This window comes from Cupriavidus sp. FW305-F7, from assembly GCF_058782875.1.
The window spans coordinates 111,465-135,035 of record NZ_JBYSYC010000017.1 but is presented as its reverse complement, the minus strand read 5'-3'; the positions used below and the strand labels follow the sequence as shown (position 1 = coordinate 135,035).

Annotated in this window: 17 protein-coding genes and 2 tRNA genes; 12 read left to right on the top strand and 7 right to left on the bottom strand. The window is 64.6% G+C overall.

What is annotated here, in order from left to right:
- The first annotated feature begins 15 nt into the window (after nt 1–15).
- The 4 genes from AC3WL8_RS17885 (at nt 16) to AC3WL8_RS17870 (ending at nt 7,364) form a co-directional block, all read left to right on the top strand.
- Nucleotides 16–1,035 carry a hypothetical protein gene (locus tag AC3WL8_RS17885; RefSeq protein WP_492378499.1) on the top strand — a complete coding sequence of 340 codons (1,020 nt, stop codon included), beginning with the start codon at nt 16–18 and terminating at the stop codon, nt 1,033–1,035.
- Nucleotides 1,036–1,274: 239 nt separating this feature from the next.
- Nucleotides 1,275–4,214, top strand: coding sequence for an HD domain-containing phosphohydrolase (locus tag AC3WL8_RS17880; RefSeq protein WP_492378498.1), 2,940 nt, complete (start codon nt 1,275–1,277; stop codon nt 4,212–4,214).
- Nucleotides 4,215–5,047: 833 nt separating this feature from the next.
- Nucleotides 5,048–6,718: a sensor histidine kinase gene (locus tag AC3WL8_RS17875; protein ID WP_211979806.1), complete on the top strand. Its 1,671-nt coding sequence runs from the start codon at nt 5,048–5,050 to the stop codon at nt 6,716–6,718.
- Nucleotides 6,699–7,364, top strand: coding sequence for a response regulator (locus AC3WL8_RS17870; protein WP_211979805.1), 666 nt, complete (start codon nt 6,699–6,701; stop codon nt 7,362–7,364). The genes AC3WL8_RS17875 and AC3WL8_RS17870 overlap by 20 nt, the downstream gene beginning before the upstream one ends.
- Nucleotides 7,365–7,411: 47 nt before the next feature.
- Here AC3WL8_RS17870 and AC3WL8_RS17865 read toward each other — a convergent pair whose 3' ends face one another.
- Nucleotides 7,412–8,335, bottom strand: a complete 924-nt coding sequence (locus AC3WL8_RS17865; protein WP_211979804.1) for a LysR family transcriptional regulator — start codon at nt 8,333–8,335, stop codon at nt 7,412–7,414.
- 113 nt (nt 8,336–8,448) lie between these two features.
- On the opposite strand from AC3WL8_RS17865, the gene AC3WL8_RS17860 reads away from it, so the two are divergent.
- The 7 genes from AC3WL8_RS17860 (at nt 8,449) to AC3WL8_RS17830 (ending at nt 17,309) form a co-directional block, all read left to right on the top strand.
- Entirely contained in the window at nt 8,449–9,537 is a 1,089-nt protein-coding gene (locus AC3WL8_RS17860) for a tartrate dehydrogenase (protein WP_013957030.1), read from the top strand.
- Nucleotides 9,538–9,686: 149 nt separating this feature from the next.
- A complete protein-coding gene (locus tag AC3WL8_RS17855; RefSeq protein WP_013957029.1) occupies nt 9,687–11,042 on the top strand; it encodes a dicarboxylate/amino acid:cation symporter in 1,356 nt (451 codons plus the stop codon).
- A gap of 51 nt (nt 11,043–11,093) precedes the next feature.
- Nucleotides 11,094–12,344 (top strand): glycerate kinase type-2 family protein, encoded by a 1,251-nt coding sequence (locus AC3WL8_RS17850; RefSeq protein WP_211982269.1) that lies wholly within the window; start codon nt 11,094–11,096, stop codon nt 12,342–12,344.
- On the top strand, nt 12,341–13,759 hold the full coding sequence (gene pyk, locus AC3WL8_RS17845; protein ID WP_211979803.1) for a pyruvate kinase: 1,419 nt from the start codon (nt 12,341–12,343) through the stop codon (nt 13,757–13,759). The genes AC3WL8_RS17850 and pyk overlap by 4 nt, the downstream gene beginning before the upstream one ends.
- Before the next feature lie 10 nt (nt 13,760–13,769).
- Nucleotides 13,770–15,056, top strand: a complete 1,287-nt coding sequence (gene eno, locus AC3WL8_RS17840) for a phosphopyruvate hydratase (protein ID WP_211979802.1) — start codon at nt 13,770–13,772, stop codon at nt 15,054–15,056.
- A 53-nt stretch (nt 15,057–15,109) separates the two neighbouring features.
- Nucleotides 15,110–16,096 carry a tripartite tricarboxylate transporter substrate binding protein gene (locus AC3WL8_RS17835; protein ID WP_013957025.1) on the top strand — a complete coding sequence of 329 codons (987 nt, stop codon included), beginning with the start codon at nt 15,110–15,112 and terminating at the stop codon, nt 16,094–16,096.
- Nucleotides 16,097–16,205: 109 nt separating this feature from the next.
- Nucleotides 16,206–17,309 carry a mandelate racemase/muconate lactonizing enzyme family protein gene (locus AC3WL8_RS17830; protein WP_211979801.1) on the top strand — a complete coding sequence of 368 codons (1,104 nt, stop codon included), beginning with the start codon at nt 16,206–16,208 and terminating at the stop codon, nt 17,307–17,309.
- Here the strand turns inward: AC3WL8_RS17830 and AC3WL8_RS17825 are convergent.
- The 4 genes from AC3WL8_RS17825 to AC3WL8_RS17810 form a co-directional block, all read right to left on the bottom strand.
- Nucleotides 17,294–18,160, bottom strand: a complete 867-nt coding sequence (locus AC3WL8_RS17825) for a c-type cytochrome (RefSeq protein WP_211979800.1) — start codon at nt 18,158–18,160, stop codon at nt 17,294–17,296. The two genes, AC3WL8_RS17830 and AC3WL8_RS17825, sit on opposite strands and share 16 nt — an antisense overlap.
- A 43-nt stretch (nt 18,161–18,203) precedes the next feature.
- Complete coding sequence (locus AC3WL8_RS17820) at nt 18,204–19,754, bottom strand: serine hydrolase (protein WP_211979799.1); 1,551 nt, start codon at nt 19,752–19,754, stop codon at nt 18,204–18,206.
- Nucleotides 19,755–20,396: 642 nt separating this feature from the next.
- Nucleotides 20,397–20,483, bottom strand: a tRNA-Leu gene (locus AC3WL8_RS17815).
- Between the two features lie 103 nt (nt 20,484–20,586).
- A complete protein-coding gene (locus AC3WL8_RS17810) occupies nt 20,587–21,492 on the bottom strand; it encodes a LysR family transcriptional regulator (RefSeq protein ID WP_041228411.1) in 906 nt (301 codons plus the stop codon).
- 120 nt (nt 21,493–21,612) lie between these two features.
- Between AC3WL8_RS17810 and AC3WL8_RS17805 the strand changes: the two genes are divergently transcribed.
- Nucleotides 21,613–22,437: a substrate-binding domain-containing protein gene (locus AC3WL8_RS17805; protein ID WP_211979798.1), complete on the top strand. Its 825-nt coding sequence runs from the start codon at nt 21,613–21,615 to the stop codon at nt 22,435–22,437.
- A gap of 75 nt (nt 22,438–22,512) precedes the next feature.
- Here the strand turns inward: AC3WL8_RS17805 and AC3WL8_RS17800 are convergent.
- Nucleotides 22,513–22,599, bottom strand: a tRNA-Leu gene (locus tag AC3WL8_RS17800).
- Between the two features lie 112 nt (nt 22,600–22,711).
- Entirely contained in the window at nt 22,712–23,524 is an 813-nt protein-coding gene (locus tag AC3WL8_RS17795; RefSeq protein WP_013957018.1) for a MetQ/NlpA family ABC transporter substrate-binding protein, read from the bottom strand.
- Nucleotides 23,525–23,571: the final 47 nt, after the last annotated feature.

Here is a 23,571-nt window from a genome sequence, read left to right as displayed (position 1 = left end):
GGTGGGAGCATGCCGATGGGTTTTCTGGGGTGGTTGCGCCGGCGCAAAGCGCAAGTCCACGCGCACGACAGGCAAGAGATTGCCGAGCTGACCGAGCGCGTGACCCGGATCTATCCGCGCTTGCGTCTGGTATCACGCTACCAGCAGCGGCTTCGGCCTGCGCTCGAGCAAGCGCAGGACTACGTGCGCGAACTGGTCCAGGGTCTTCCCGCGCCGCGGGAGGCCAGCATGCAGGCATGGGGTGACGATCCCTATATTCACGCCTTCTTCGGCACGCCGCGTGACGTGCAGCTGGCCTTCAGCCGTTCTCCTGATCTGCGAGCGTTCTTCGGACAGTCGCCCGATACGCCGCAGGCGTTTGCAGTGCTGGGGATGGCGATGACCGAGCGGCGCACGCTCGGGGTTGCGCTGGAAGGCGATGTCATGCGCACGGAAGTGCCGCAAACCACCGTCAGTTTCGGCGATCATAAGGTCAGGATCATCGCTCGCAGCGAGGCCGCGCTGCGCGAGGAAATTGTGCGGCGCATGTTCGATCAGTTCAGCATGGAGGGTCTCGCCCGTTTCGCTGCCGGCAAGTCACGCCGCGACGTTCTCGCGCGCGAGCAGGCGCTGCTGGTGGCGCGCCTGCGCCTGCTCCAGCAGCAAGGCACCGGCATGCGTTCGGTGCTCGGCGGCGATGCCGACGCAAGTCCCGGCGAGCAGGCCAACCTGAGCGGGCAGATTGCCGCGAACGAGCAGGAACTTGCGCAGCTCGGCCCCGAAACCGGGGCGCTTGACCGTCAACTGGAATGTCTGGCTGAGGTCCTGGCGGACGCACGCTCCTGCTTTTCCATCGAGCAAAGACATTTGCGGCTTAGTGCCATGAACGTGCTGCTCGCGACGGACAGCGCGGGGCCGGCATACGACATCGACCTGCTCACTGCCCACGTCCCGGGCGATCCGCCGCTGGTGCGATCCGTCGAACTGGTGCGTTTCGCGCGTGGCGACATGCTGTCGCCCACCGCCCTGATCGAGGAGGCGGAGCGCCTGCTGTGAAAGCGCGGCGGCGACGAGCAGGCGCGGAGTTGTCTGGCCGCGTCCGGCTTTTGCCCGCACTACGCCGTTCTTATCCAGGCACGAACGCGCAAATGCATCCTTGTGTGCACTTTTCCCCACCGAATTGGTGCACACAGCCAGGTGTGGCTTGACGCACAGGCAAACGCATTCGAAGCTTCAGGGCCATAGTTTGCAGCGATTCGCACGCATCGCGCAGACAGTCTCCCCTGGAGGGTCGTATGCGATTGCCAAGAGCTCTTCCGCTGCATCAGTACCTGTGGGTGCTGTTTGGCTCGCTGGTCTTTCTTGTCGGCGCCTTGTCGTGCGGCATCAACTACCTGATGACGAAGGCAGCGTTGGAGGCTGCCACTGCCGACACTACACGCAGGATCAGCCAGCAGATGCTTGATGAGGTCGACGAGTTGCTGGCGCCCGCGCAAATCGCCGTCAAGCTGGTCAGCCATAGCTCTCTTGCGGAGGCCCGGACCCTTCAAGCCCGCATGGCGCGACTCGGCCTGGTGCGCGATGCACTGGAGAACGCACCTGCGCTGCAGTCGCTCTACATAGGCTATGCGGACGGCGCGTTTTTCTATGTTCGATCCTTGCGCCAGGACTCGGACCGGGCCATTTTCAAGGCGCCAGCCACGGCCGCCTATGCCGTTCGCAGTGTCGAACGCAGCGGTACGGCGCCCACCGGGCAGACCAGTTTCTTTGATGCCGATCTGGCTCACCTCTCGACAGTTGACGACACGGACTTTGCGCGCCGGTTCGACCCCAGGGCGCGCGCATGGTACCAGGCCGCCATGGCTTCTGAGGCGCTGGTGCGAACGGATCCGTACCTCTTTTTCTCGGACCGGGAAGCCGGCAGCACCTTTGCCTCACGTACACCCGAGCGCAGAGCCGTAGTGGGGGGCGATTTCCGGCTGGACTTCCTTGGGCAGATGCTGGCAAGGAAGAAGGCCACTGCGAGCACGATGCTGGCGCTGCTTGATAGCCGTGGCAAAGTGCTGGGCATAGACAGCAGGCTGCCCGAATCTTCAACGGCGCCCGACGTCGCCCAGGCCGATCTTCACGCGGCTGCGGGCGCGTATGGCATTCCGATACTCACCGCGCTGGCATCGGCCATGTCATCCAGCGGGGGCGCCCCCAGGCGCGAGACGTTGTCCGTGGACGGGGTAACCTGGTACACGACGACAGACCCGATTCCCGCTCCGAAAGGCAAGCCGCTTTTCCTGTTGTCTGCCGTACCCGAGGACGAACTGCTGGCGGATGCAAGATACCAGGCGTGGATAGGAATAGCCGTCACGGTTGGCATCGTCCTGCTTTGCATGCCATTGCTCTGGTTGGTGTCGCGCCGCATTGCCAGGCCGTTGGACGTCTTGTCAGAAGGGCTGGAAGGGATTCGCCATTTCGACTTTCATCATCCATTGTCGGTACAGACCCAAATCAGGGAGGTCAATGCGCTCAGCAGCGCCACCGAACAAATGAGACAGACCATCAGGCGCTTTCTCATCATCGTGCAGGCCATCGCTGCCGAAGGGCGCCTCGAGCAGCTATTGCCTGTACTGCTGAAAAAGACGCTGAACGAGGCTGAAGGAAAGGCCGGTATCTTCTATCTGGCTGATGGCGATGATCTCGCAGTGGTTGCCGCGCAGGATTGCTACGGCAATGACATGGCACCGGGTCTGTCGCGGCTATCGCTTGGCCAGGCCTTGCCGCTGATCCGCACCGCTGCCAGTGAAGGCAGCCCGCAAAGCGGCTGCCTGACGAAGGACGAACTCCAGTCCGCTGCATTGGGGGCGTTGTCCCTGGGCGAAGTGAATCACGCCGTCGCGATGCCGCTGGTCAATCGGCAACACGAGCTTCAGGGACTCATCCTCGTGCTGCGCGAGACGCCGATGGAAGCCGCCCAGCTTGCCTTCGTGAGCACATTGGCCAGTCTCTACGCCGGGGCGATTGAGGTTCGGGAGCTCACCAATGCCCAGCGCGAGCTGTTCAACGCGTTCATCCGCTTGCTGGCGGATGCGATTGATGCAAAAAGCCCGCACACCGGTGGCCATTGCTCCCGGGTGCCAGAGCTGGCCAGGATGCTGGCTCAGGCGGCATGCGATGCCAGGGAAGGTCCCTTTCAGTCGTTTTCCATGAGCGAGGCGCAGTGGGAAGCCTTGCACGTTGCAGCATGGCTGCATGATTGTGGAAAGGTGACGACCCCCGAGTACATCATCGACAAGGCAACGAAGCTGGAAACGCTGTACGACAGGCTCCACGAGGTGCGCATGCGCTTTGAAGTCCTGAAGCGCGAAGCCGAGATCCGCTGCCTGCGCGGTATCGCCGCGGGGGAGGACGCCGCTGACGCCATCTCGAGGCGAGACACGACGCTGCAGGAACTGGATGACGACTTCGCCTTCGTCGCCGAATGCAACCAGGGTGGTGAATCCATGGATGCAGGCCGCAAAGAACGGCTGCGCCGGATTGCCGCACGCACCTGGACCCGAACGCTGGACGACCGCATCGGCCTGTCCCCGGACGAGCGCGCGCGCAAAGCCGGCATACCCGCTGCGGCACTGCCCGCGCAAGAGCCGCTGTTGGCGGACAAACCGGAACACCTGGTGCCGCGGAGCGTGCACGATACGATTGCCGCTGGCAATCCGTGGGGATTCAAGCGGAACACGCCAGCCTATCTGTACCACCGGGGCGAACTGCACAACCTGATGGTGGGACGGGGTACGCTCTGCGAAGAAGAGCGCTTCAAGATCGAAGACCACATCGTCCAGACGCAGATCATGCTGTCGCGTTTGCCGTTCCCCAAGCATTTGCGCCAGGTGCCGGAGATTGCCGGCAGCCATCACGAGAAGATGGATGGAACCGGATACCCGCGCCAGCTGCGTCAAGAGGATATGAGTCCGCTCGCCAGAATGCTGGCGGTCGCGGATATCTTTGAAGCGCTGACTGCGGCGGATCGACCGTACAAGAAAGCCAAGACGCTGTCCGAGTCGGTCCATATCATGTCAGTGGCCGCGGCACAGCACCATATCGATCCCGAACTGTTCCAGCTGTTCCTGGCATCCGGTGTCTATAAGCAGTATGCGCAACGGTTCATGCACGCTGACCAGATCGACGAGGTTGACATTGCACGATACGGTGTGCGAAGCACGACGCGCGGGAGCGCTGAAACATGACTGATCTGCTTGAGCGATGCCACTCCGCTCCCTGCAATAAAAATCCCCCGAGGCTGTGCCTCGGGGGAGTTGCTGGTTTATGGCCGAGGAGGCTGAGTGCCGGACACGTATTTTTTCAGGGGACTTTTTTTGTAATTCCTTACATGCTGTCGCCAACGAGTCGATCGCGGTTGGTGATTCATGCGCCATCGGTGAACGCGTCGCGTCTATCCGTGACTTTCGCCCCATCTGAATAGACGTCAAATTTTGTGGTCTTCCCCCCATCGGAATATGGGTCTCGCGGCCCCATCGTGCTGGCGCCGTCAGTGTAGACATCCCGCGCCCCGATGCCGGCATAGGCAATTCCGGCACTAAGCGCCGCACTCGCCGCAGCGAGCAGTATGACTGTCTTTATCATTTTTCTTACCTCCATTTCAGGTCGTTGCAAAAACACCGAAACGATTCTTCTTTCGCTTCAGCTTGAGGGTCGCAACTTCGCACAAGTGCAATGAAATGTAGGCCCTGACAGCAAGCATATGAATAAGGCTTTTTTCCGAAAAGAGGCTAGGGGATTGCCCTAGCCGGTCGGCAGGGAAGACTCACCCTGCATTACTGCACGGTGGCGATCGAATCCGTCCGGCCACGCTTACCGCGCGGGGGAGTTCTGAAGTAGATTCATAGTAGTGTTGCGGCACCATGGTTTTGCAGAACTTCACCTTGCATCGATTCGGTGCAGGCTCGTGATTTGCCGCAGCTGCATGGAACATTCACTTTCGCAAGAGTGTCGTCATTCCGCTTAACGATAGAAATGACTGGCTGTGACAGTGTCTGTTCCCGAGGATTTGAAGCGAACAATGTTTATTATCCCGCGCAACTTAAGGCTCAGACTTTTCGTCTATACCGGATTTGTCGCTTTGGCGTATTTCGCAAGTGCAAGGCTGGGACTGGCTTATGCAGTAGTGGGCGGTGCAGTGTCTCTGGTGTGGCCTTCCAGCGGCATCGCCCTCGTTGCGCTCCTTGTCATGGGCTTCGCAGCCGCCCCCGGAATTGCCATTGGCTCCTTTCTTGCCAATATGTCGGTCGGCGTGCCACTGCCAATGGCCGCGCTGATTGGCTTCGGCGCGACGGCTGCAGCCCTGACGGCCACGTTGTTGTTGACGCGCGTGGCCCGATTCCAGATCACCCTCGACCGCATCAGGGACGTGTTGGCCTTCGTCATCCTGGCTGCGGCGGTCAGCACGGCAGTGAGTGCCCTGATTGGCGCGACCGCCCTCTTTGGAGCGGGCCGGGTGTCGGCTTCCGAGTACGGCAAAGCAGTCCTGGAATGGTGGCTCGGTGACATGATGGGGGTGCTGGTGGTGGCGCCGCCCCTGCTCAGCTTGCTTGCGAGTCCTGGCCCTGTGCACTCCGCAAAGCAGGCCGTGGAAGCGTGCGGACTGGCCGTTGCCATCCTCTGGGCAAGTTTCCTCATCTTCGGCGCTCCCGAACTTGCCGGGCACGGCTACTATCCTTCAGCCTTGGCGATTCTTCCGTTCATTATCTGGGCGGCTCTGCGCTTCGATCATCTGGGCACCACCTTCGCAACTCTGATGGTCTCGATCGTGGCCATCTGGGGCACCACGAACGGCACCGGTCCCTTTGCCGCCGAGTCTCCAGTGGATAGCCTTGTGAGATGGTGCGCCTTCGCGAACGTCGTGGCAGTAACCGGGCTGCTGCTGGTGGCGGCACATGCCCAGGAGAAGCGCGTTCATCGCCTGCTGCAGGCATCCCACATCGAACTGGAGCGGCGCGTGCAGGAGCGAACCCGGGACCTGGAGCGGGCAAACCATGAGCTGAAGCAGGAGATGGCGCGTCGTCGTCTGCTGGAAGCGGAACTGATCCGGATCGGCGATCAGCAGCAGAGGCTCATCGGCCGGGAACTGCATGACGGCCTCGGGCAGCACCTCACCAGCCTGGGCTTCTACTGCGCCACCTTGAATCAAACACTGCAGAAGCATGGCCACCCGGCTGCCGCGGACGCGGCTACCATCGTCGGACTGGTGAAGCAGGCGTCCTTGATGACTCGCAAGATTGCCCATGGCCTGGACCCGGTCGCCATGGAATCGGGTGGCCTTGCGGTCGCACTGCAAGGCCTGGCGCAGACGACCTGCGCACTGGACGGCATAGACTGCACGCTGCGCATCGGGTCAGACGTGGACATGCTGGATCCGCCGATGCAGATCAACCTTTACCGTGCAGCACAGGAAGCCGTGAATAATGCGCTGAAATATAGCCAGGGACACCACATCGGGATCGACCTCGAGCGCGAAGGCGGAATGCAGCGCCTTTCCATCAGTGACGATGGGGTGGGGGTCGACCCGGAAAAAATGGAGCGTGCTTCGGGGCTGGGTCTTCACAACCTGCGTCACCGGGCAAGCCTCCTGGGCGGCTCCTGCACGATCACCCGCAATGCTCTGGGTGGCACCACGGTTGCCATCAGCTATCCGATACCAGAGAGTCCGGGCCATGCAACAGCAGCCATCTAGCCCGGGCCGCGCGACCCAGATCCTGATCGTGGATGACCACCCCATCATCCGGGAGGGGTTAAGCCAAATGCTGAATCTGCATGAGGACCTGCACGTCTGCTGTGCGGCCGGTAGTGCCGAAGATGCGCTGGCGTTGATGACCTGCCAGCCTGACATGGCCATTGTGGACCTCAGCCTGCACTCGAATTCCGGCCTGGATCTTGTCAAGACGCTTCGGCAACACTATCCAAAGCTGGCAATCCTTGTCCTCAGCATGCATGACGAAACGCTGTTTGCCGAACGCGCACTGCGGGCAGGCGCCAACGGGTATCTGATGAAACTTGAGGCCACGGAGCATATTGTGAACGCCATCCGCGAGGTGATGGCAGGCAATGTCTACCTGAGCGCCGCCATGCATGAAAAGCTGGCGCGGGCCCTGAAGGCTCCTCAAAAAAACCCGACGGGCTCGATCGCGAGCCTTTCGGAACGGGAGTTCGAAGTCCTGCACCTGATCGGACTCGGCTTCAGCACCCGCCAGATCGCCGCGAAGCTGAATCGCAGCGTCAAGACCATCGAGGCACATCAGGCCAACATCAAGGAAAAGCTGGATATTCCCAACGGCAAGGAGCTGATGCGCTTCGCGATTCAGTGGATCGAGAGCCAATAGGCGTTGAGCTTTTTTCGCCTGCGTGAACGCTTGACTGCTTGTCGCCGCTACTTCCCAAACTCACTGAACTTCGCCGCCAGGAACTCCACGAACAGCCGGATCCGGGACGACAGCTGGTGCCGCTGCTGGTAGACGGCGTAGATGTCTGCCTCCGGCGTCGCGTATTGAGGCAGTACCTGCACCAGGCGCCCGCTGCGCAGGAATCGCTCGATATCCCACTCGGCGCGCATCACGATGCCGTGGCCTTCCAGCGCCCAGTTCACCGCGATTTCGCCGTCATTGGTGGTGAGGTTGCCGCGCACATGGACCGATTCGGTCCGCGCCTTCGCCCCCTTGCCTGAGGTCAGGCGCCATACGCCATAGGCGTCGCTGCCTTGGCGGATGCCGATGCAGTTATGCAGGCGCAGGTCCGCGGGCGTATGCGGCGTGCCGTGGCTGCGCAGGTATTTGGGCGAGGCGCACAGCAGGCGTCGGTTCGGCGCCAGCTTCCTGGCCACGATGCGGGCGTCGGGCGGCTGGCCGAAGCGGATGCAGACGTCGAAGGCGTCTTCGGTCAGCGGCGGCGGGTCGGCGGAGAGCTGGAGCTGGACGTCCACCTCCGGGTAGGCAGCGACATACTCGGAAATCACTGGCGCCACATGCATGCGCCCGAACCCCAGCGTGGCATTGACCCGCAAGAGGCCGCTCGGCCGGCCCTTTGAGCGGGTCAGGATCTGGTCCAGGTCGTCGATGTCGCTGAGGATGCGCCGTGCGTGCTCCAGATAGACCTCGCCCTCCGGCGTCAGGCTCATGCGCCGCGTGGTGCGCGTCACCAGCGGCATGCCGATGCGCGCCTCCATCTGCGCCAGCCGCTTGCTGACCGCGGCCGTTGTGATTCCGAGGCCGCGTGCGGCCGCGCTCAGGCTGCCTGCGGTGGCGACTGATGTGAAAAAGCCCAGCTCGGAAGGCTGAATACCGGACGATGAAGCCATTCCATCTTTAATTTCAGGTTAAGAATGGTTTAACTCTACAAGCGATCCAATACCTTGTCCACGGCCCAGAATCCGCTCCACGTACTCAACGCGATTCAGACCAGGAGACACAGATGAAGACGTACCGCATTGCAACGATCCCCGGCGATGGCATTGGCAAGGAGGTGGTGCCGGCCGGCCGTGAAGTGATGGAGGCACTGGCGTCTGCCGGCGCAGGCTTCCGCTTTGAATTCGAAGACTTCGACTGGGGCGGCGACTACTATCGCCAGCACGGCGTGATGATGCCGGCCGACGGCCTGGACGCGCTGCGCGACAAGGATGCCATCCTGTTCGGCTCGGCCGGCGACCCGCATATCCCGGATCACATCACCCTGTGGGGCCTGCGCCTGAAGATCTGCCAGGGCTTCGACCAGTACGCCAACGTGCGCCCGACGCGCATCCTGCCCGGCATCGATGCGCCGCTCAAGCGCTGTGCCGCGGAGGACCTGAACTGGGTGATCGTGCGTGAGAACTCGGAAGGCGAATACTCGGGCGTGGGCGGCCGCGTGCACCAGGGCCACCCGATCGAGGCAGCCACCGACGTCAGCATGATGACCCGCGTGGGGGTGGAGCGCATCCTGCGCTTTGCCTTCAAGCTGGCCCAGTCGCGTCCCCGCAAGCTGCTGACGGTGATCACCAAGTCCAACGCGCAGCGCCACGCCATGGTGATGTGGGACGAAGTTGCTGTGCAGGTGGCCAGGGAATTCCCGGACGTCACCTGGGACAAGGAACTGGTCGATGCGGCCACGGCGCGTATGGTGAACCGTCCGGCGTCGCTGGACACCATCGTCGCCACCAACCTGCATGCCGACATCCTGAGCGACTTGGCCGCGGCGCTGGCCGGCAGCCTGGGCATCGCCCCGACCGGCAATATCGATCCGGAGCGCCGGTATCCGTCGATGTTCGAGCCGATCCACGGCTCGGCCTTTGACATCATGGGTAAAGGCCTGGCCAACCCGGTCGGCACCTTCTGGTCGGTGGTCATGCTGCTGGAACACCTTGGCGAGAACGAGGCGGCGCAGCGCGTGATGCAGGCCGTCGAAGCCGTGACCGCCAACCCGGCGCTGCATACCGGCGACCTGGGCGGCAAGGCGACCACCGCTGAAGTGACCAAGGCCGTGTGCGACCTCCTCGCCGCCGGCAAGCAGGCGAAGGCGGCCTGAGCGCCAGGCCACGCCAGCCGCGCGTCCCGGCCAGGCCGGGGCGCATCCTGCGGGCCTGCACGGCCCGTACAGCCTTCCGGGCATGAGGAGCAGCCGTTGAGAGCTGCGCCGGGGAGCGCTTTGCCTTAAAGACACAGCAGGAGACAGCAATGATTCATAGGCTGCTTGGCAAGCTCTATGTCCAGGTATTGCTAGGCGTTGGCGCCGGCGTTGCCCTGGGCGTGTGGGCGCCCGATATCGCGAGTGACCTGAAGCCGCTTGGCGACGTGTTCATCAAGCTGATCAAGATGGTGTTCGCGCCCATCATCTTTGCGACGGTGGTGCTCGGCATCGCGCGCATGGAGAACATGAAGGAGCTCGGCCGCGTCGGCGTGCGGGCCCTGATCTACTTTGAGGTGTTGTCGACGTTTGCGCTGGCCCTGGGCCTAGTCGTCGTCAACGTGGTCCAGCCGGGCCATGGCATGAATATCGATCCGGCGCACCTGGACACCAAGGCCATCGCCAGCTACACGCATGCCGCGGAGAAACCGCACACGTTCATCGACTTTATGATGAACCTGGTGCCGACCAGCATCGTCGACGCGCTGGCCAAGAACGACATCCTACAGATCCTGGTCTTTGCCACGTTGTTCGGCATTGCGTTGTCGCATATCGGGGCGCGCGCCAGGCCGGTGGTGGATTTCCTGGATTCCTTTACGCACGGCATCTTCACTGTCGTGGGGATGATTATGCGGCTGGCGCCGATCGCGGCGTTCGGCGCCATGGCCTTTACCGTGGGCAAATACGGCCTGGGCTCGGTGGTCTCGCTGGGCAAGCTGATGGGCACGATGTACATCACCTGCTTCCTGTTCGTGGTGATCGTGCTGGGGGGCGTGGCCCGGCTGTCCGGATTCAGCCTGTGGAAGTTCCTGAAGTACATCCGCGATGAGCTGTTCACCGTGCTCGGCACCAGCTCGTCGGAGTCGGTGGTGCCGCAGCTGATGCGCAAGCTGGAAAACGCCGGCGTCAGCAAGCCAGTGGTGGGGCTGGTGGTGCCTTCCGGCCTGACCTTCAACCCGGACGGGCAGTGCATCTACTACACCATGGCCGCGATCTTCGTGGCCCAGGCGACCAATACGCCGCTGACCATGACGGACCAACTGGTGGTGCTTGGCGTGCTGCTGCTGACCTCCAAGGGTTCGGCGGGCGTGACCGGCTCCGGCTTTATCACGCTGGCGGCAACGCTGGCGTCGCTGGGCAAGATCCCGGTTGCCGGCATGGTGCTGCTGCTCGGTGTCGATCGCTTCATGTCCGAGGCGCGTGCCATCACCAACACGATCGGCAATGCCGTGGGCACACTGGCCATTGCACGATGGGTGGGGGCGGTGGACCGCCGGCAACTGGCCGATGCACTGGACGGCAAGCTCGATGACGAAGCCGATGCGGTGCCGGCGAGCCGGGATGAAACCCCGCTACGCGCACGCATCGCCGCCGCGGCGGATGCCCACGCCAATCTGATGCACTAAGGGGCCGACGTGACCAAGCCATATTCCGAGCCCACCGTGCTGCTGCAGCGCATGTTCGAAGCGGCGGTCGCCGCCGCGCAGCCTGCCAGGACCCTGGCGCGGCACCTGCCGCCGCCGCCGCGCGGACGCACCGTTGTCATTGGGGCCGGCAAAGCGTCGGCGGCCATGGCGAACGCGCTGGAGGCGGCATGGCCCGGCCCGCTTGAAGGCCTGGTCGTCACCCGCTACGGCTATGCGGTGCCGTGTTCGCGCATCGAGATCGTGGAGGCCGCGCACCCCGTGCCGGACGACGCCGGGCTGGCCGCTTCGCAGCGCATGCTGGAGCTGGTGGCGGGCCTGGGCGAGGACGACCTGGTGATCTGCCTGGTCTCGGGCGGCGGGTCGTCGCTGCTGCCACTGCCGCTTGCCGGCATCACGCTTGACGACAAGCAACGCGTCAATCGCGCGCTGCTCAAGTCCGGCGCCACGATTTCGGAGATGAATTGCGTGCGCCGGCACCTGTCCGCCATCAAGGGCGGCCGGCTGGCCGCGGCCTGCTATCCGGCGCGGGTGCTGAACCTGCTGATTTCCGATGTGCCGGGCGATGACCCGATCGATATCGCCTCGGGTCCGACCGTGCCTGACCCGACCACGCGCGCCGATGCGCTGGCCATCGTCAAACGGTATGCGATCGACCTGCCGCCCAACGTGATGGCAGTGCTGGCGTCCGACGCCGCAGAGACGCTCAAGCCCGGCGACCCGCGCTTGCCGCGCATCCGCACCGAGTTCATCGCCACGCCCCGGCTGGCGCTGGAAGCGGCTGCGCAGGTGGGCCGCGAGGCCGGCTATGCCGTGCACACGTTGGGCGACGCCATCGAAGGCGAAGCCCGCGATGTCGGCAAGGTCCTGGGCGGTATCGCGCTGGAAGCCGCCAGGCATGGCCAGCCGTTTGCTGCGCCGTGCGTGCTGCTGTCCGGTGGCGAGACCACGGTCACCGTGCGCGGCGCGGGCAGGGGCGGCAGGAACGTGGAGTTCCTGTTGTCGCTGGCGCTGACGCTGCGCGGCGAACCCGGCATTCATGCGATCGCGGGCGACACCGATGGTGTCGACGGCCAGGAAGAGATCGCAGGGGCCGTGCTCGGCCCCGACACGCTGGAACGTGCCTGGCGCGCCGGCCTGCGCCCGCAGGATGCGCTGGCCGCCAACGACGGCCATGGATTTTTCGAGGCGCTGGGGGATGCCGTAGTTACCGGTCCCACGCTGACCAATGTCAACGACTTTCGCGCGATCTTGCTGACGCGCGCATCTGGAGCATCCGCATGAGACGCATTCGCAACGCCAAGATCGTGGCCACGCTCGGTCCCGCCAGTACAGACCCGGCCACCATCGAGCGCCTGTTTGACGCCGGTGCCGATGTGTTCCGGCTCAACTTCAGCCACGGCACCCATGCCGACCACGAGCAGCGGCTGCACAGCATCCGCGCCATCGAGCAGGAGCGCGGCCGCCCCATCGGCGTGCTGCTGGACCTGCAAGGACCCAAGCTGCGCATCGGCACCTTTGCCGATGGCCCGGTGAAGCTGGCCGCACAGGCGGCATTCCGGCTGGACCTGGATGCCAGCGTGCCGGGCTCGGTGGAGCGGGTCAGCCTGCCGCATCCGGAGATCTTCGCGGCGCTGCAGCCGGGCGCGGAACTGCTGGTCGACGATGGGCGCGTGCGCCTGCGCGTGGAGCGGGGCGGTCCGGAGTACGCCGAAACCACCGTGATCAACGGCGGCACGCTGTCCGACCGCAAGGGCGTCAACGTGCCGGGCGTGGTGCTGCCCCTGTCGGCGATGACCGGGAAGGACCGGTGCGACCTGGACTTTGGCCTGTCGCTGGGCGTGGACTGGATTGCGCTGTCGTTCGTGCAGCGCGCCGAGGATATCGAAGAGATCAGGCAGATCGTGGACGGCCGCGCCGGCATTGTCGCCAAGCTGGAGAAGCCCGCAGCCATCCAGAGCCTGGAAGCGATCGTGGCGGCGTCGGATGCGGTCATGGTCGCACGCGGCGACCTGGGCGTTGAAATGCCGGCGGAACAGGTGCCGTCGCTGCAGAAGCGCATCGTGCGCGCCTGCCGCAAGGCCGGCAAGCCGGTGATCGTTGCCACCCAGATGCTGGAGTCGATGGTCAGCGCGCCGGTGCCGACGCGCGCGGAGGCCTCCGATGTGGCGACCGCCATCTACGACGGCGCCGACGCCGTGATGCTGTCCGCCGAATCGGCCTCGGGCAGCTATCCGGTCGAGGCCGTGCAGATGATGGACAGCATCATCACGCGCACCGAAGCGGACCCGCACTACCACGAAGCCATCCAGGCCTCGCATTCGGAGCCGCGCGCGGAAGCCGCCGACGCCATTGGCTATGCCGTCCGGCACGTGGCGAACCTGCTGCGCGTGCCTGCCGCGGTCACCTACACCAGCTCAGGCTACTCCGCGCTGCGCATGGCGCGCGAACGGCCCGAAGTGCCGATCCTGGGCATGACGCCGCGCGTGGCCACTGCGCGCCGGCTGGCGCTGGCCTGGGGCGTGCATGCGGTGCTCTGTCATGAAGTGGTCGATGTGCTGGAGATGACCGAGCTGGCCAGCCGCACCGTGCTGAAAGAGCAGTTCGGCGTGGCCGGGCAGCAGATCGTCATCTCGGCCGGCCTGCCGTTCACCGTGGCCGGCACCACCAACCTGCTGCGCATCGCGCAGGTCCAGTAAGGGGATCTACATGACTGCAATCAGGGAAATCCGCGGCTACGAGCTGCTCGATTCCCGGGGCAACCCGACGGTGGCGGCCCAGGTCGTGCTGGCCGATGGCGCGGAGGGCTTCGCTGCCACGCCGTCCGGCGCATCCACGGGATCGCGTGAAGCGCTGGAACTGCGTGACGGCGACAAGCGACGCTATTTCGGCAAGGGGGTGCAGAAGGCGGTGCAGCACGTCAACGTCGATATCGCGCGAGCGCTCAACGGCCTGGACGCCGCGGACCAGGCTGAGGTGGATGCCTGCCTGATCCGCCTCGATGGAACGCCAGAGAAGTCGCGCCTTGGCGCCAATGCGCTGCTGGCCGTTTCGCTGGCCAGCGCCAAGGCGGCAGCGGCTTCGGCCGGCTTGCCGCTGTACCGGTCGGTTGGCGCCGGGAGGACAGAGAACCGCCTGCCGCTGCCGATGATGAATATCGTCAACGGTGGTGCGCATGCCGACAACAGCGTCGATATGCAGGAGTTCATGATCCTGCCGGTTGGCGCGCCAAGCTTCTCCGAGGCATTGCGCTGGGGCGCGGAAGTGTTCCATACGCTCAAGGGCGTGCTGAAGGCGCGCGGCTTAGCCACGGCGGTGGGCGATGAAGGCGGATTCGCGCCGGACCTGGCGTCGAACGAGCATGCGCTCGAGGTCATCATGCAGGCCATCGAAGCCGCCGGCTTCCGGCCCGGCCGTGACATTGCACTGGGCCTGGACGTAGCCAGCTCCGAGTTCTATTACGGCGGCCGCTATGCCTTGCAGTCGGAAGGCTGCAGCTATGACGCGCACGGCTTTGTCGACCTGCTGGACAGCTGGGTGCGCCAGTACCCCATCGTCACCATCGAGGACGGCATGGCGGAGCAGGACTGGCAAGGGTGGCGTCTGCTGACCGAGCGCCTGGGCGGGCGCGTGCAGCTGGTGGGCGACGACCTGTTCGTGACCAATGCCGCGATCCTCGAGGAAGGCATCGCGCAAGGCGTGGCCAACGCCATCCTGATCAAGCCGAACCAGATCGGCACGCTGACCGAGACCCTGCAGGCCATCACGGTGGCGGAGCGGGCCGGCTACGCATCGGTGATGTCGCACCGCTCCGGCGAGACGGAAGACACCACCATCGCCGACCTGAGCGTATGCACCGCGGCCACGCAGATCAAGACCGGCTCGCTGAGCCGCTCCGACCGCGTGGCCAAGTACAACCGGCTGCTGTTTATTGAGGCCGAGCTGGGGTGCGCGGCCACATTTGCGGGAAGGCAGGCAATTTCGCAGGTGAATTAGAGCGTCAACCCGCCGAAGCTGGCGGGAAACATAGAATATTCAGGAGACAAATCATGCGTGGTACTGAACTCGTGCGTCGTATTTCCGGTGTGGCCATGCTGGCAGCCGGCTTTATCCTCAGCGGCACTTGCCTGGCACAGGAATGGCCGGCCAAGCCGATCACCCTGGTGGTGCCGTTCCCGTCGGGCGGCACCACCGACGTGCTGGCCCGCGCGCTGGGCGACCAGTTGTCGAAAAGCCTGGGCCAGCCCGTGATCGTCGAGAACCGGCCCGGCGCCGGCGCCACCGTGGGCGCGGACTACGTCGCCAAGGGCAAGCCCGACGGCTACACCCTGCTGATGGGCGCGGTCCACCATACCATCGCCAGCAGCGTCTACAAGAAGCTGCCCTACAGCTTCCAGAAGGACCTGGCGCCCATCGCCACGGTCGCCATGGTTCCCAACGTGCTGGTCATCAATGCCGCCAAGACTTCGGCGAAGAACGTTACGGAACTGGTGGCCCTGGCGAAGAAGGCGTCGCCGGAGTTTGCCTATGGCTCCAATGGCAACGGCACCGCGCAGCACCTGATCGGCACCCAGTTCCAGGCCGCCACGGGTGCGCCGCTGCTGCACGTGCCTTACAAGGGCAGCGGCCCGCTGACGACCGATCTGCTCGGCGGGCAGGTGACGATGTCGTTCGATACCCTGACGCCGGTGCTGCAGCACATCAAGTCGGGCAAGCTGCGCGCCCTGGCCGTGACCACCGCGCGGCGCTCCAGTGTCCTGCCTGATGTGCCGACGCTGGAAGAGGCGGGGCTGAAGGGCTTTGATATCGGCACCTGGTTCGGCGTGCTGGCGCCGGCCGCCACGCCGGCGCCCATCGTGACGCGGCTGAACGCCGAGATCGTCAAGATCGTGAAATCGCCGGACTTCCAGCAGCGCATGGCGGCGGTCGGGGCCGAGCCGATGGCGAGCACCCCGCAAGAGTTTGCCAAGAGGATCCAGGACGAGACGGTCAAGTTCGCCAAGCTGGTGAAGGACGGGAAGGTGACGATCGAGTAGGTGACCAGCGGTCATTCGGTTCCTTGCCTTCTCGCCTATATTGAACTCTGCCCGGCATCGCCTTATGCGATGCACGGGCGGACTGCGGGTAGCGGAAGGAGGGCGCGCCATGAAGATCGCGAGCATCGAAGCCATCGTCCTGCGCGTTCCGTTCACGGTGGGCGGCGTTCCCGCCGCGGGCGTCTGGGGCGGCGCCGGGATGCAGGCCGCCGACTCGCTGCTGCTCAAGGTGTCGACCGACGACGGGCTGGCCGGCTGGGGCGAGACCTTCGGATTCGTGGGGATTCCGGCGGTCAAGGCTGCCATCGAACAGATGCTGGCACCTGCCTGCATCGGCCGGGACGCAACCCAGATCGACGCCATCGGCCTGGACCTGCAGCGCAGGTTCCATGTCTTCGGGCGCAGCGGGGCCATCTTCTACGGGCTGTCCGCGCTCGATATCGCCCTGTGGGACCTCTGCGGCAAAGCGGCCGGGCTGCCCGTTCACCGGCTGCTCGGCGGCGCGCGGCGGGACCGCCTGCCTGCCTATGCCAGCCTGATCCGGTATGCCGATCCCGCAACGATCGCGGTCAACGTCAGGCGGGCCATCGCCGATGGCTACCGGAGCCTGAAGCTGCATGAGGTCGACCTGACGGTCATCCGCGCCGCGCGCGAAGCGGCAGGCCCGGATATCGAGATCACGCTGGATACGAACTGCCCGTGGCCGCTCCATGAGGCCATCGACATGGCGCGCGCGCTGGAACCCTCTTCGCTACGGTGGCTGGAAGAACCCCTGTGGCCGCCGGAGAATTACGCCGGACTGGCCGCCCTGCGCCAGCAGTGCGCCATCCCGGTCGCCGCCGGCGAGAATGCCACCACGCTGATGGAGTTCCAGCACCTGCTCAGTGTGGGCGCCGTCGATGTGGTGCAACCCAGCCCGGCCAAGATGGGTGGCATCAGCGCCTTGCGCAACGTCTTTGCGCTGGCCGAGGCGCACAACACGCAAGTGATGGTCCATACCTTCTATGACGGTCCGGGGCTGCTGGCCAGTATTCACGCCACGGCAGCGCTGGGGGATGCCGCGGCCATGATCGAATGGCGCTATTTCGACATGGACGCGCAAGTGCTTGGCGATGCCGTGGTGCCGCGGAACGGCATGATCGCGGTACCCACTGGCCCGGGCCTGGGCATCGACCCGGATCCGGAGGTCATTCAGCGCTATCGCGTTGCGTGAGCGGGCGCGGCCGCCTTGCGCCCGGCCATATGGCGCAGGTATGCCAGCAGGTCCTTCAGGTCCGCGCTGGACAGCGTCTGTTCGTCGATGGCCGACATGCGCGAGTTCGGCCACCAGCGCAATGACTGCGGGTCACGGATCAGCCTGGCCAGCTTGTCGTCGCCCAGGTACTCCACCGGGTTGTACGGCACGTTCAGGTCGGGGCCGAGGTTGGCGTCGCCGACCCGGTTGAGGGAGTGGCACGAGAAGCAGACGCGCTGGAAGGTTGCGAAGCCGCGCATGACCGGTCCATCGGCAGGCTGGCCAGCGGCGGGCCGGATGGCTGCATAGCGCTCGGCGGGCGACGCGGTGATGTCGATGCGCACGATGCTGTAGGTCCAGTGACTCTCGTTGATCGCCGCGGCGGCGCGCCCGGATGGCACGGTCCAGATCAGGCGGAACGGGCCGATGTCCTGGTCCTTGAGCCTTGGCCACGGCGCGGCGGGGTTCTCGACCGCCAGCCACGCGCGTGGCCCGTCGGCGCGCTCGGCCAGCAACAGGCGCATCGGCAAGTGGGCAACATAGCCATCGCTGGCCGCGGTCGTGGCACTGGCGCTGTCGTTCACCGGCATGCCCTGCAGCAGGGCTGTCAGGGGGATGGCCTTGAATGTGAGGCGGCGCTTCAGGTTGTCGTCATCCACCGGCACCTCGGCCAGGCGCGGATCGCGCAGCAGTTCGTCGCGGGTCCAGCTGCGCTGCTGCGTGCCTGCCGAAATGGTCAGGGTCGCTGGATCCGCGGCGCACGCCGGACCTGCCAGGAACGCCAGGGCGCAGCCAAGCGCGCCAACGGCCTTTGCCAGCCAGCTACTCATGCGTCATTCTCCTGGTTGAATTGGCCCGGCACAACTTGCAGTACTAGCGGACAAACATGCCCAAGCCTTCGTGGTCGTAATACTCCAGCCACACGCGGTCGCTGGAGAACGCTGCCTGCGAGATCGTGCCCGGCGTGGCGTTCTCGTTTTCGAGCGTAAAAGTGAAGACGTCTCCGTCCCAGTGGCTCAGCGGCAGCACTAGCGGGGTGGCGCCCAGCGTCATCACCAGCGTGCCGCCCTGGTCGGCGACCTGCAGCGGGCCGTAGTAGTCGTTCTGGTAGGTGCCGGTGTACGCCGACAGTGCACGCGCCGGCAGCGGACTGGCGGGGCGCGGCTGACCGACCAGGCGGCCTTCCGGCGCCAGCAGCGGCGCGAATGCGTCGCCGTAGATCTTGCCCCAGTCGCGGCGGATGGCGCCGTATTGCACCAGGTCGAAGAACTGTGCGCTCAGGGTTTCCGGAACGCCGATGGGCTGCGCGTTGGTCAGCGTCACGATGGCCAGGTTGAGCGCCGGCAACGCGGTGAAGTTGGTGGCCGCGCCGGCCACGAAGGCGCCGGAGTGGTTGTAGGAGGTCAGGCCAAGTTCGGTGGTGCCGACATTGAAGCCATAGCCGTAGTAGCCGGCAGGGCGTCCGTCGACGGGCGGACTGCTCTGCATCTGCTGGCTCAGCGCGGGGGCCAGCGCGGCGGCGTCGACCACGCGTTGCCCGGCGAACTCGCCCTTGGCGAGCAGCATCGCCAGCCATTTCGCCATGTCGTTGACCGAGGCACTGACGCCGCCGGCGGGGGATTGCGCATCCGGCATCCGGCCCGCGCCTTGCACCCAGTTGCCATTGACTCTGACGTGGCCCAGGGCGCGGTTGTCGCGTGCGGCAAAGTCGGCGTAGCGCGAACTGGTGCGGGTCATTCCCAGGGGTTGGTAGATGGCTTGCTCGGACAGCGTGGCCCAGTCGATCCCGGCCGCGGTGGCGACCGCCTCGGCGGCGGCGGTCAGGCCAAAGTTGGTGTAGGCGTAGACCGCGTGGAACGGATGCAGCGGCAGGTAGCGCAGTCGCGTCAATACTTGCCGGCGGTCGTATCCCATGTCTTCAAGGAGGTCGCCGCCGTGGTCGGGCAGGCCGGAGCGGTGGGCGTAGAGATCGCCGATGGTGACGGCCTGCGTGACCTCGGCGTCGGACAGCGCAAACCAGGGCAGGTGCGCGCGCACCGGCGTATCCCAGCCGATGCCGCCACGGCCGACCTGGCGTGCCACCACGGTGGCGCCGACGGATTTAGACACCGATGCCAGCTGGAACACGGTGTCGGCATCGACCGGCGCGGGGTCGGTCACCAGCCGACGGCCGAAGCCTTTGGCGTAAACGGTCTGGTTGCCGCGCACCACGGCGACGGCCATGCCCGGCACGCGGGAACTGGCCATCAGGTCGGCGGCCAGCTTGTCGAGCTGGGCAATGGCCTGGGTGATCTGGGATTCGGGAACCGGCTCGGGAGGGTTGGGCGGATCGTCATTGCCGCCGCCGCAGGCGGGCAGGGCGGGGACAAGCAGGCCGCCCAGCGCGGCTCCCAGGAAATGGCGACGCTCTTGTAGTTTGCCCACGGTAGGTCTCCGTAGTGATTCTTGTCAGGCGGCACGGCCGCGCCTTTGGATAGGAATAATGTACGCGATCGGTGACGGAGTGGCGAATGCGAAACGTCTTATCGCCGCACTATAGCGGGGGCGGGAAACTGCAAGCCTCGCCGAAGGGTTCGTTGAGCGGGGGTGACAACCCGAAAGAACCTCGGCAGATTCGATCTCATTCAATCAAGAGTCGCGCGGGCAACCATGTTTCCATGGCGGGCCGGGCGGGGCAGTTGCAAGGCTGGCCGGGTCTTCTTCTGCTGAGGTTCCCCGGTATGTCACCCCCGTTGTCAGGCCCGCCACCTTCCTCTCACCTGGGCTGGCGGGCTCTCTCTGGTTAGTAGGAGATAAGCGCGATGCAAATGTCTACCCATCACCCTGCAGGATCCCGGCATATCGTGCCGGCTGGTACGATCGACTCCCTTGAGCAAATGCCCTCCTGTTGCTGGTTGAAATCGAGAGCGAGCGTTCGGAGGGTTGCCACAACGTGTATTCGCTGTTGGCAATGGTGAAGGCGCAGCTGGACCAGACGGCGGCAAAGCTGTGCGCGGATGAATGACGAGTCCGTCGAGGCAAAACAAAAAGCCCGCACTTTCGTGCGGGCTTTTCGCTTTGAAACCTTGGTGCCCAGGAGAGGACTCGAACCTCCACAGTGTTGCCACCGCTAGGACCTGAACCTAGTGCGTCTACCAATTCCGCCACCTGGGCAAGGTGAGCGCCGGATTTTACAGCGCGCTGCGGATTTTGCAAGTCCCTCGGCCGGCTTTGGCGCAAGAAATCCAGTTGAGATGCGGTGGGCCGCTGTTGCTGGTCAATCGGCGGACATTTCAGCCTCAGAAGTGAGGATGTCAAACAGCGCCTTGGCCGCAGGCTGCAACGCTCGGTCGCGACGGCGTATCAGCGCCAGGACACGGTCCACGGCAGGCTCGGTCAGCGGGATGGCGCACAGGCGGGGATGATCGCGTGGCAGTGCCAGGCCCGGCAGCACGGCCATGCCGAGGCGGGCTTCCACCAGCGCCAGCACGCCAACGACGTGGTTGGCTTCGTAATAGATGGTCGGGCGCTGTTCAAGATGGGCGATGGCATTCTCGATCAGGGCGCGATTGCCGCTTTGCCTGGACACGCCGGCCATGCGCTGCCCCGCCAGGTCCGCCCATGCGACCGACTTGCGATCGGCCCAGGGATGGTCGCGCCGCAACACCAGCAGATAGGGCTCGGTACGGATCGGGCGGAACTCGATATTGGGTTCCTGGGAACCCATGAAGTTGAGCCCAAAGTCCGATTCGCCCGACAGCACGCTGGACAGCGCCGCGTTGGCGCTTTCGTCGATCACGCGCACGCGCACGCCAGGATGACGGGCTGCAAACACGCTGATGGCATCGGGCAGCAGATGCGCCGCGGCAGACGGTATCGCCGCCACCGTCACCAGCCCGCGCCGGAGCGCAGCTTCGTCACCAAGGCGGAACACTGCGCTGTCGAGAATATCCAGAGCAGCCCGCGCTTCCTCTAGGAACTGCCTGCCGACGGGTGTCATCTCCACGCGGCGGGTGGTGCGTTCAAGCAGGCGAGAGCCGAGCGTCTTTTCAAGTTTGTCGATCCGGCGGCTCAGCGCTGGTTGCGAGATATGCAGAGTCTCGGCTGCCACCCGGAAACTGCCTTTCTCCGCCGTGGCGATAAATGCCTGCAAATCCTCAAGTGCGAAATTGATGCGTGACATGCATGAAATCATCAGAACATTGCAATTCACAGAATAGTGTTGCGCGACTACTCTGGCAATGCAGAAGAACGAGGAAGACTGGAGCTCTTGCGGCGCCAGCAACGAGATCAAGGAGACAAAATGAAGCTGACCGCCCTGGCCGCCAGAAAGGCCGCACTGGTTTTCCTGGTATGGCTGGCCGCGCCCGCCTGGGCAGACGATATCCATGTGATTACCTCGGGCGGTTTCACCGCGGCATACCAGCAGCTGGTGCCGCTGTATGAAGCCGCCACGCAGGACCGGATCATCACCGCCTACGGCGCGTCGATGGGCAATGCACCCGATTCCATCCCCAGCCGGCTGGCACGCGGCGAGACCTTTGATGTGGTGATCCTGGCGGACTCGGGTCTCGACAAGCTGATAGCGGAGGGCAAGGTGGCAGCGGGCAGCCGGGTGGACCTGGCGCAGTCGCTGATCGGCATGTCGGTCCGCAAGGGCACGCCCAAGCCCGACATCAGCACCGTGGAGGGCCTGAAGCAGACCTTGCTCAACGCTAAATCGATTGCGTATTCAGCCAGCGCCAGTGGGACTTATCTGTCTGGTGAATTGTTCCACCGGCTCGGCGTCGCGGACCAGATCAAGGACAAGGCCCGCAAGATCAACAGCGAGCGCGTCGGCGCCGTGGTGGCCCGAGGCGATGCGGAAATCGGCTTCCAGCAAGTCAGCGAGCTGCTGCCGTTCAAGGAGCTGGATTTCGTCGGCCCGCTGCCAGCCGAACTGCAGCAACGGGTCTTCTTCTCCGCCGGGATGGTGGCTGGCCACCAGAGCGCTGCGGCTTCGCGGTTTGTTCGGTTCCTGGCGTCCCCGGCGGCAGCCACGATCGTGCGAACCACCGGGCTGGAGCCGGTTGCCACGCCGCTGCCGCCGCCGGCGCCCCCGGTCCTGGGGCAGCCGCAAAAACGCTGAACCGCGTCAATGTCCGTTGGCGGCTGTAAAAACAAAAAGCCCGCACTTTCGTGCGGGCTTCTCGCTTTGAAACCTTGGTGCCCAGGAGAGGACTCGAACCTCCACAGTGTTGCCACCGCTAGGACCTGAACCTAGTGCGTCTACCAATTCCGCCACCTGGGCAATGTGAGCGGCGCATTTTACCGAAGGTTCACAAATTTGCAAGCACCTCCGGCGGGCACACGCGGCATCGCTGGCCGGACTGCGCTACGGCGATCCGGTGTGCCACGTGCAATCAGAACGACGGCACCATCGCGCCCTTGTACTGGGCCTTCATGAACTGGCGCACGTCTTCAGACTGGTACGCTGCCACCAGCTTCTTGACCCACGGCTTGTCCTTGTCCTGCGTGCGCACGACGATGATGTTGGCGTACGGGCTGTGGATGTCTTCCAGCGCGAGCGCGTCCTTGGTCGGCTGCAGGCCGGCGGCGAGCGCGTAGTTGGTGTTGATCACGGCGGCGCTGACATCGGGCAGGGCGCGGGCCAGCTGGGCGGCATCCAGTTCCACGAGCTTCAGCTTCTTCGGGTTCTCGGCCACGTCCAGCGGGGTGGCGTTGACACCGTTGGTGCCGGCGCCTGCCTTCAGCTTGATCACGCCTTGCGACTGGAGCAGCAGCAGCGCGCGGTTCTCATTGGACGGGTCGTTGGGCACGGCTACCTTGGCGCCTTGCGGCAGGTCCTTCGGCGACTTCAGGTTCTTCGCGTAGATACCCAGCGGCGAGATATAGGTGTAGCCCACGCTCTGCATCTTGTAGCCGCGCTGCTTCACCTGGCTGTCCAGGTAGGGCTGGTGCTGGAAGCTGTTGGCGTCCAGGTCGCCGGCATCCAGTGCGGCATTGGGCTGCACGTAGTCGTTGAACTCCACGACCTTGACGTTCAGGCCATTGCGCTTGGCCACTTTCTGGACGACTTGCCAGACCTCGGCGTCCGGGCCGCTGACGGTGCCAACGCGGATAGTCTGTTCCTGGGGCGACGCGCTGCCGGCGGCGATAAAACCAAGGGCGGACACTGCGACCGCCAGACGCTTGATGAGAGACGTGCTGCGCATAGGAGTTCTGGAGATATTCTGGTTATGTGGCGAGTGAGACTGTCGCC

Bases quoted from the DNA above. Each gene is read 5' to 3' on its own strand.
- AC3WL8_RS17810 (WP_041228411.1), bottom strand. From the start codon at position 21,492: ATGTCACGCATCAATTTCGCACTTGAGGATTTGCAGGCATTTATCGCC.
- AC3WL8_RS17865 (WP_211979804.1), bottom strand. From the start codon at position 8,335: ATGGCTTCATCGTCCGGTATTCAGCCTTCCGAGCTGGGCTTTTTCACA.
- AC3WL8_RS17825 (WP_211979800.1), bottom strand. From the start codon at position 18,160: ATGAGTAGCTGGCTGGCAAAGGCCGTTGGCGCGCTTGGCTGCGCCCTG.
- AC3WL8_RS17875 (WP_211979806.1), top strand. From the start codon at position 5,048: ATGTTTATTATCCCGCGCAACTTAAGGCTCAGACTTTTCGTCTATACC.
- pyk (WP_211979803.1), top strand. From the start codon at position 12,341: ATGAGACGCATTCGCAACGCCAAGATCGTGGCCACGCTCGGTCCCGCC.
- AC3WL8_RS17795 (WP_013957018.1), bottom strand. From the start codon at position 23,524: ATGCGCAGCACGTCTCTCATCAAGCGTCTGGCGGTCGCAGTGTCCGCC.
- AC3WL8_RS17880 (WP_492378498.1), top strand. From the start codon at position 1,275: ATGCGATTGCCAAGAGCTCTTCCGCTGCATCAGTACCTGTGGGTGCTG.
- AC3WL8_RS17855 (WP_013957029.1), top strand. From the start codon at position 9,687: ATGATTCATAGGCTGCTTGGCAAGCTCTATGTCCAGGTATTGCTAGGC.
- AC3WL8_RS17835 (WP_013957025.1), top strand. From the start codon at position 15,110: ATGCGTGGTACTGAACTCGTGCGTCGTATTTCCGGTGTGGCCATGCTG.
- AC3WL8_RS17830 (WP_211979801.1), top strand. From the start codon at position 16,206: ATGAAGATCGCGAGCATCGAAGCCATCGTCCTGCGCGTTCCGTTCACG.
- AC3WL8_RS17885 (WP_492378499.1), top strand. From the start codon at position 16: ATGGGTTTTCTGGGGTGGTTGCGCCGGCGCAAAGCGCAAGTCCACGCG.
- AC3WL8_RS17860 (WP_013957030.1), top strand. From the start codon at position 8,449: ATGAAGACGTACCGCATTGCAACGATCCCCGGCGATGGCATTGGCAAG.
- AC3WL8_RS17805 (WP_211979798.1), top strand. From the start codon at position 21,613: ATGAAGCTGACCGCCCTGGCCGCCAGAAAGGCCGCACTGGTTTTCCTG.
- eno (WP_211979802.1), top strand. From the start codon at position 13,770: ATGACTGCAATCAGGGAAATCCGCGGCTACGAGCTGCTCGATTCCCGG.
- AC3WL8_RS17850 (WP_211982269.1), top strand. From the start codon at position 11,094: ATGTTCGAAGCGGCGGTCGCCGCCGCGCAGCCTGCCAGGACCCTGGCG.
- AC3WL8_RS17870 (WP_211979805.1), top strand. From the start codon at position 6,699: ATGCAACAGCAGCCATCTAGCCCGGGCCGCGCGACCCAGATCCTGATC.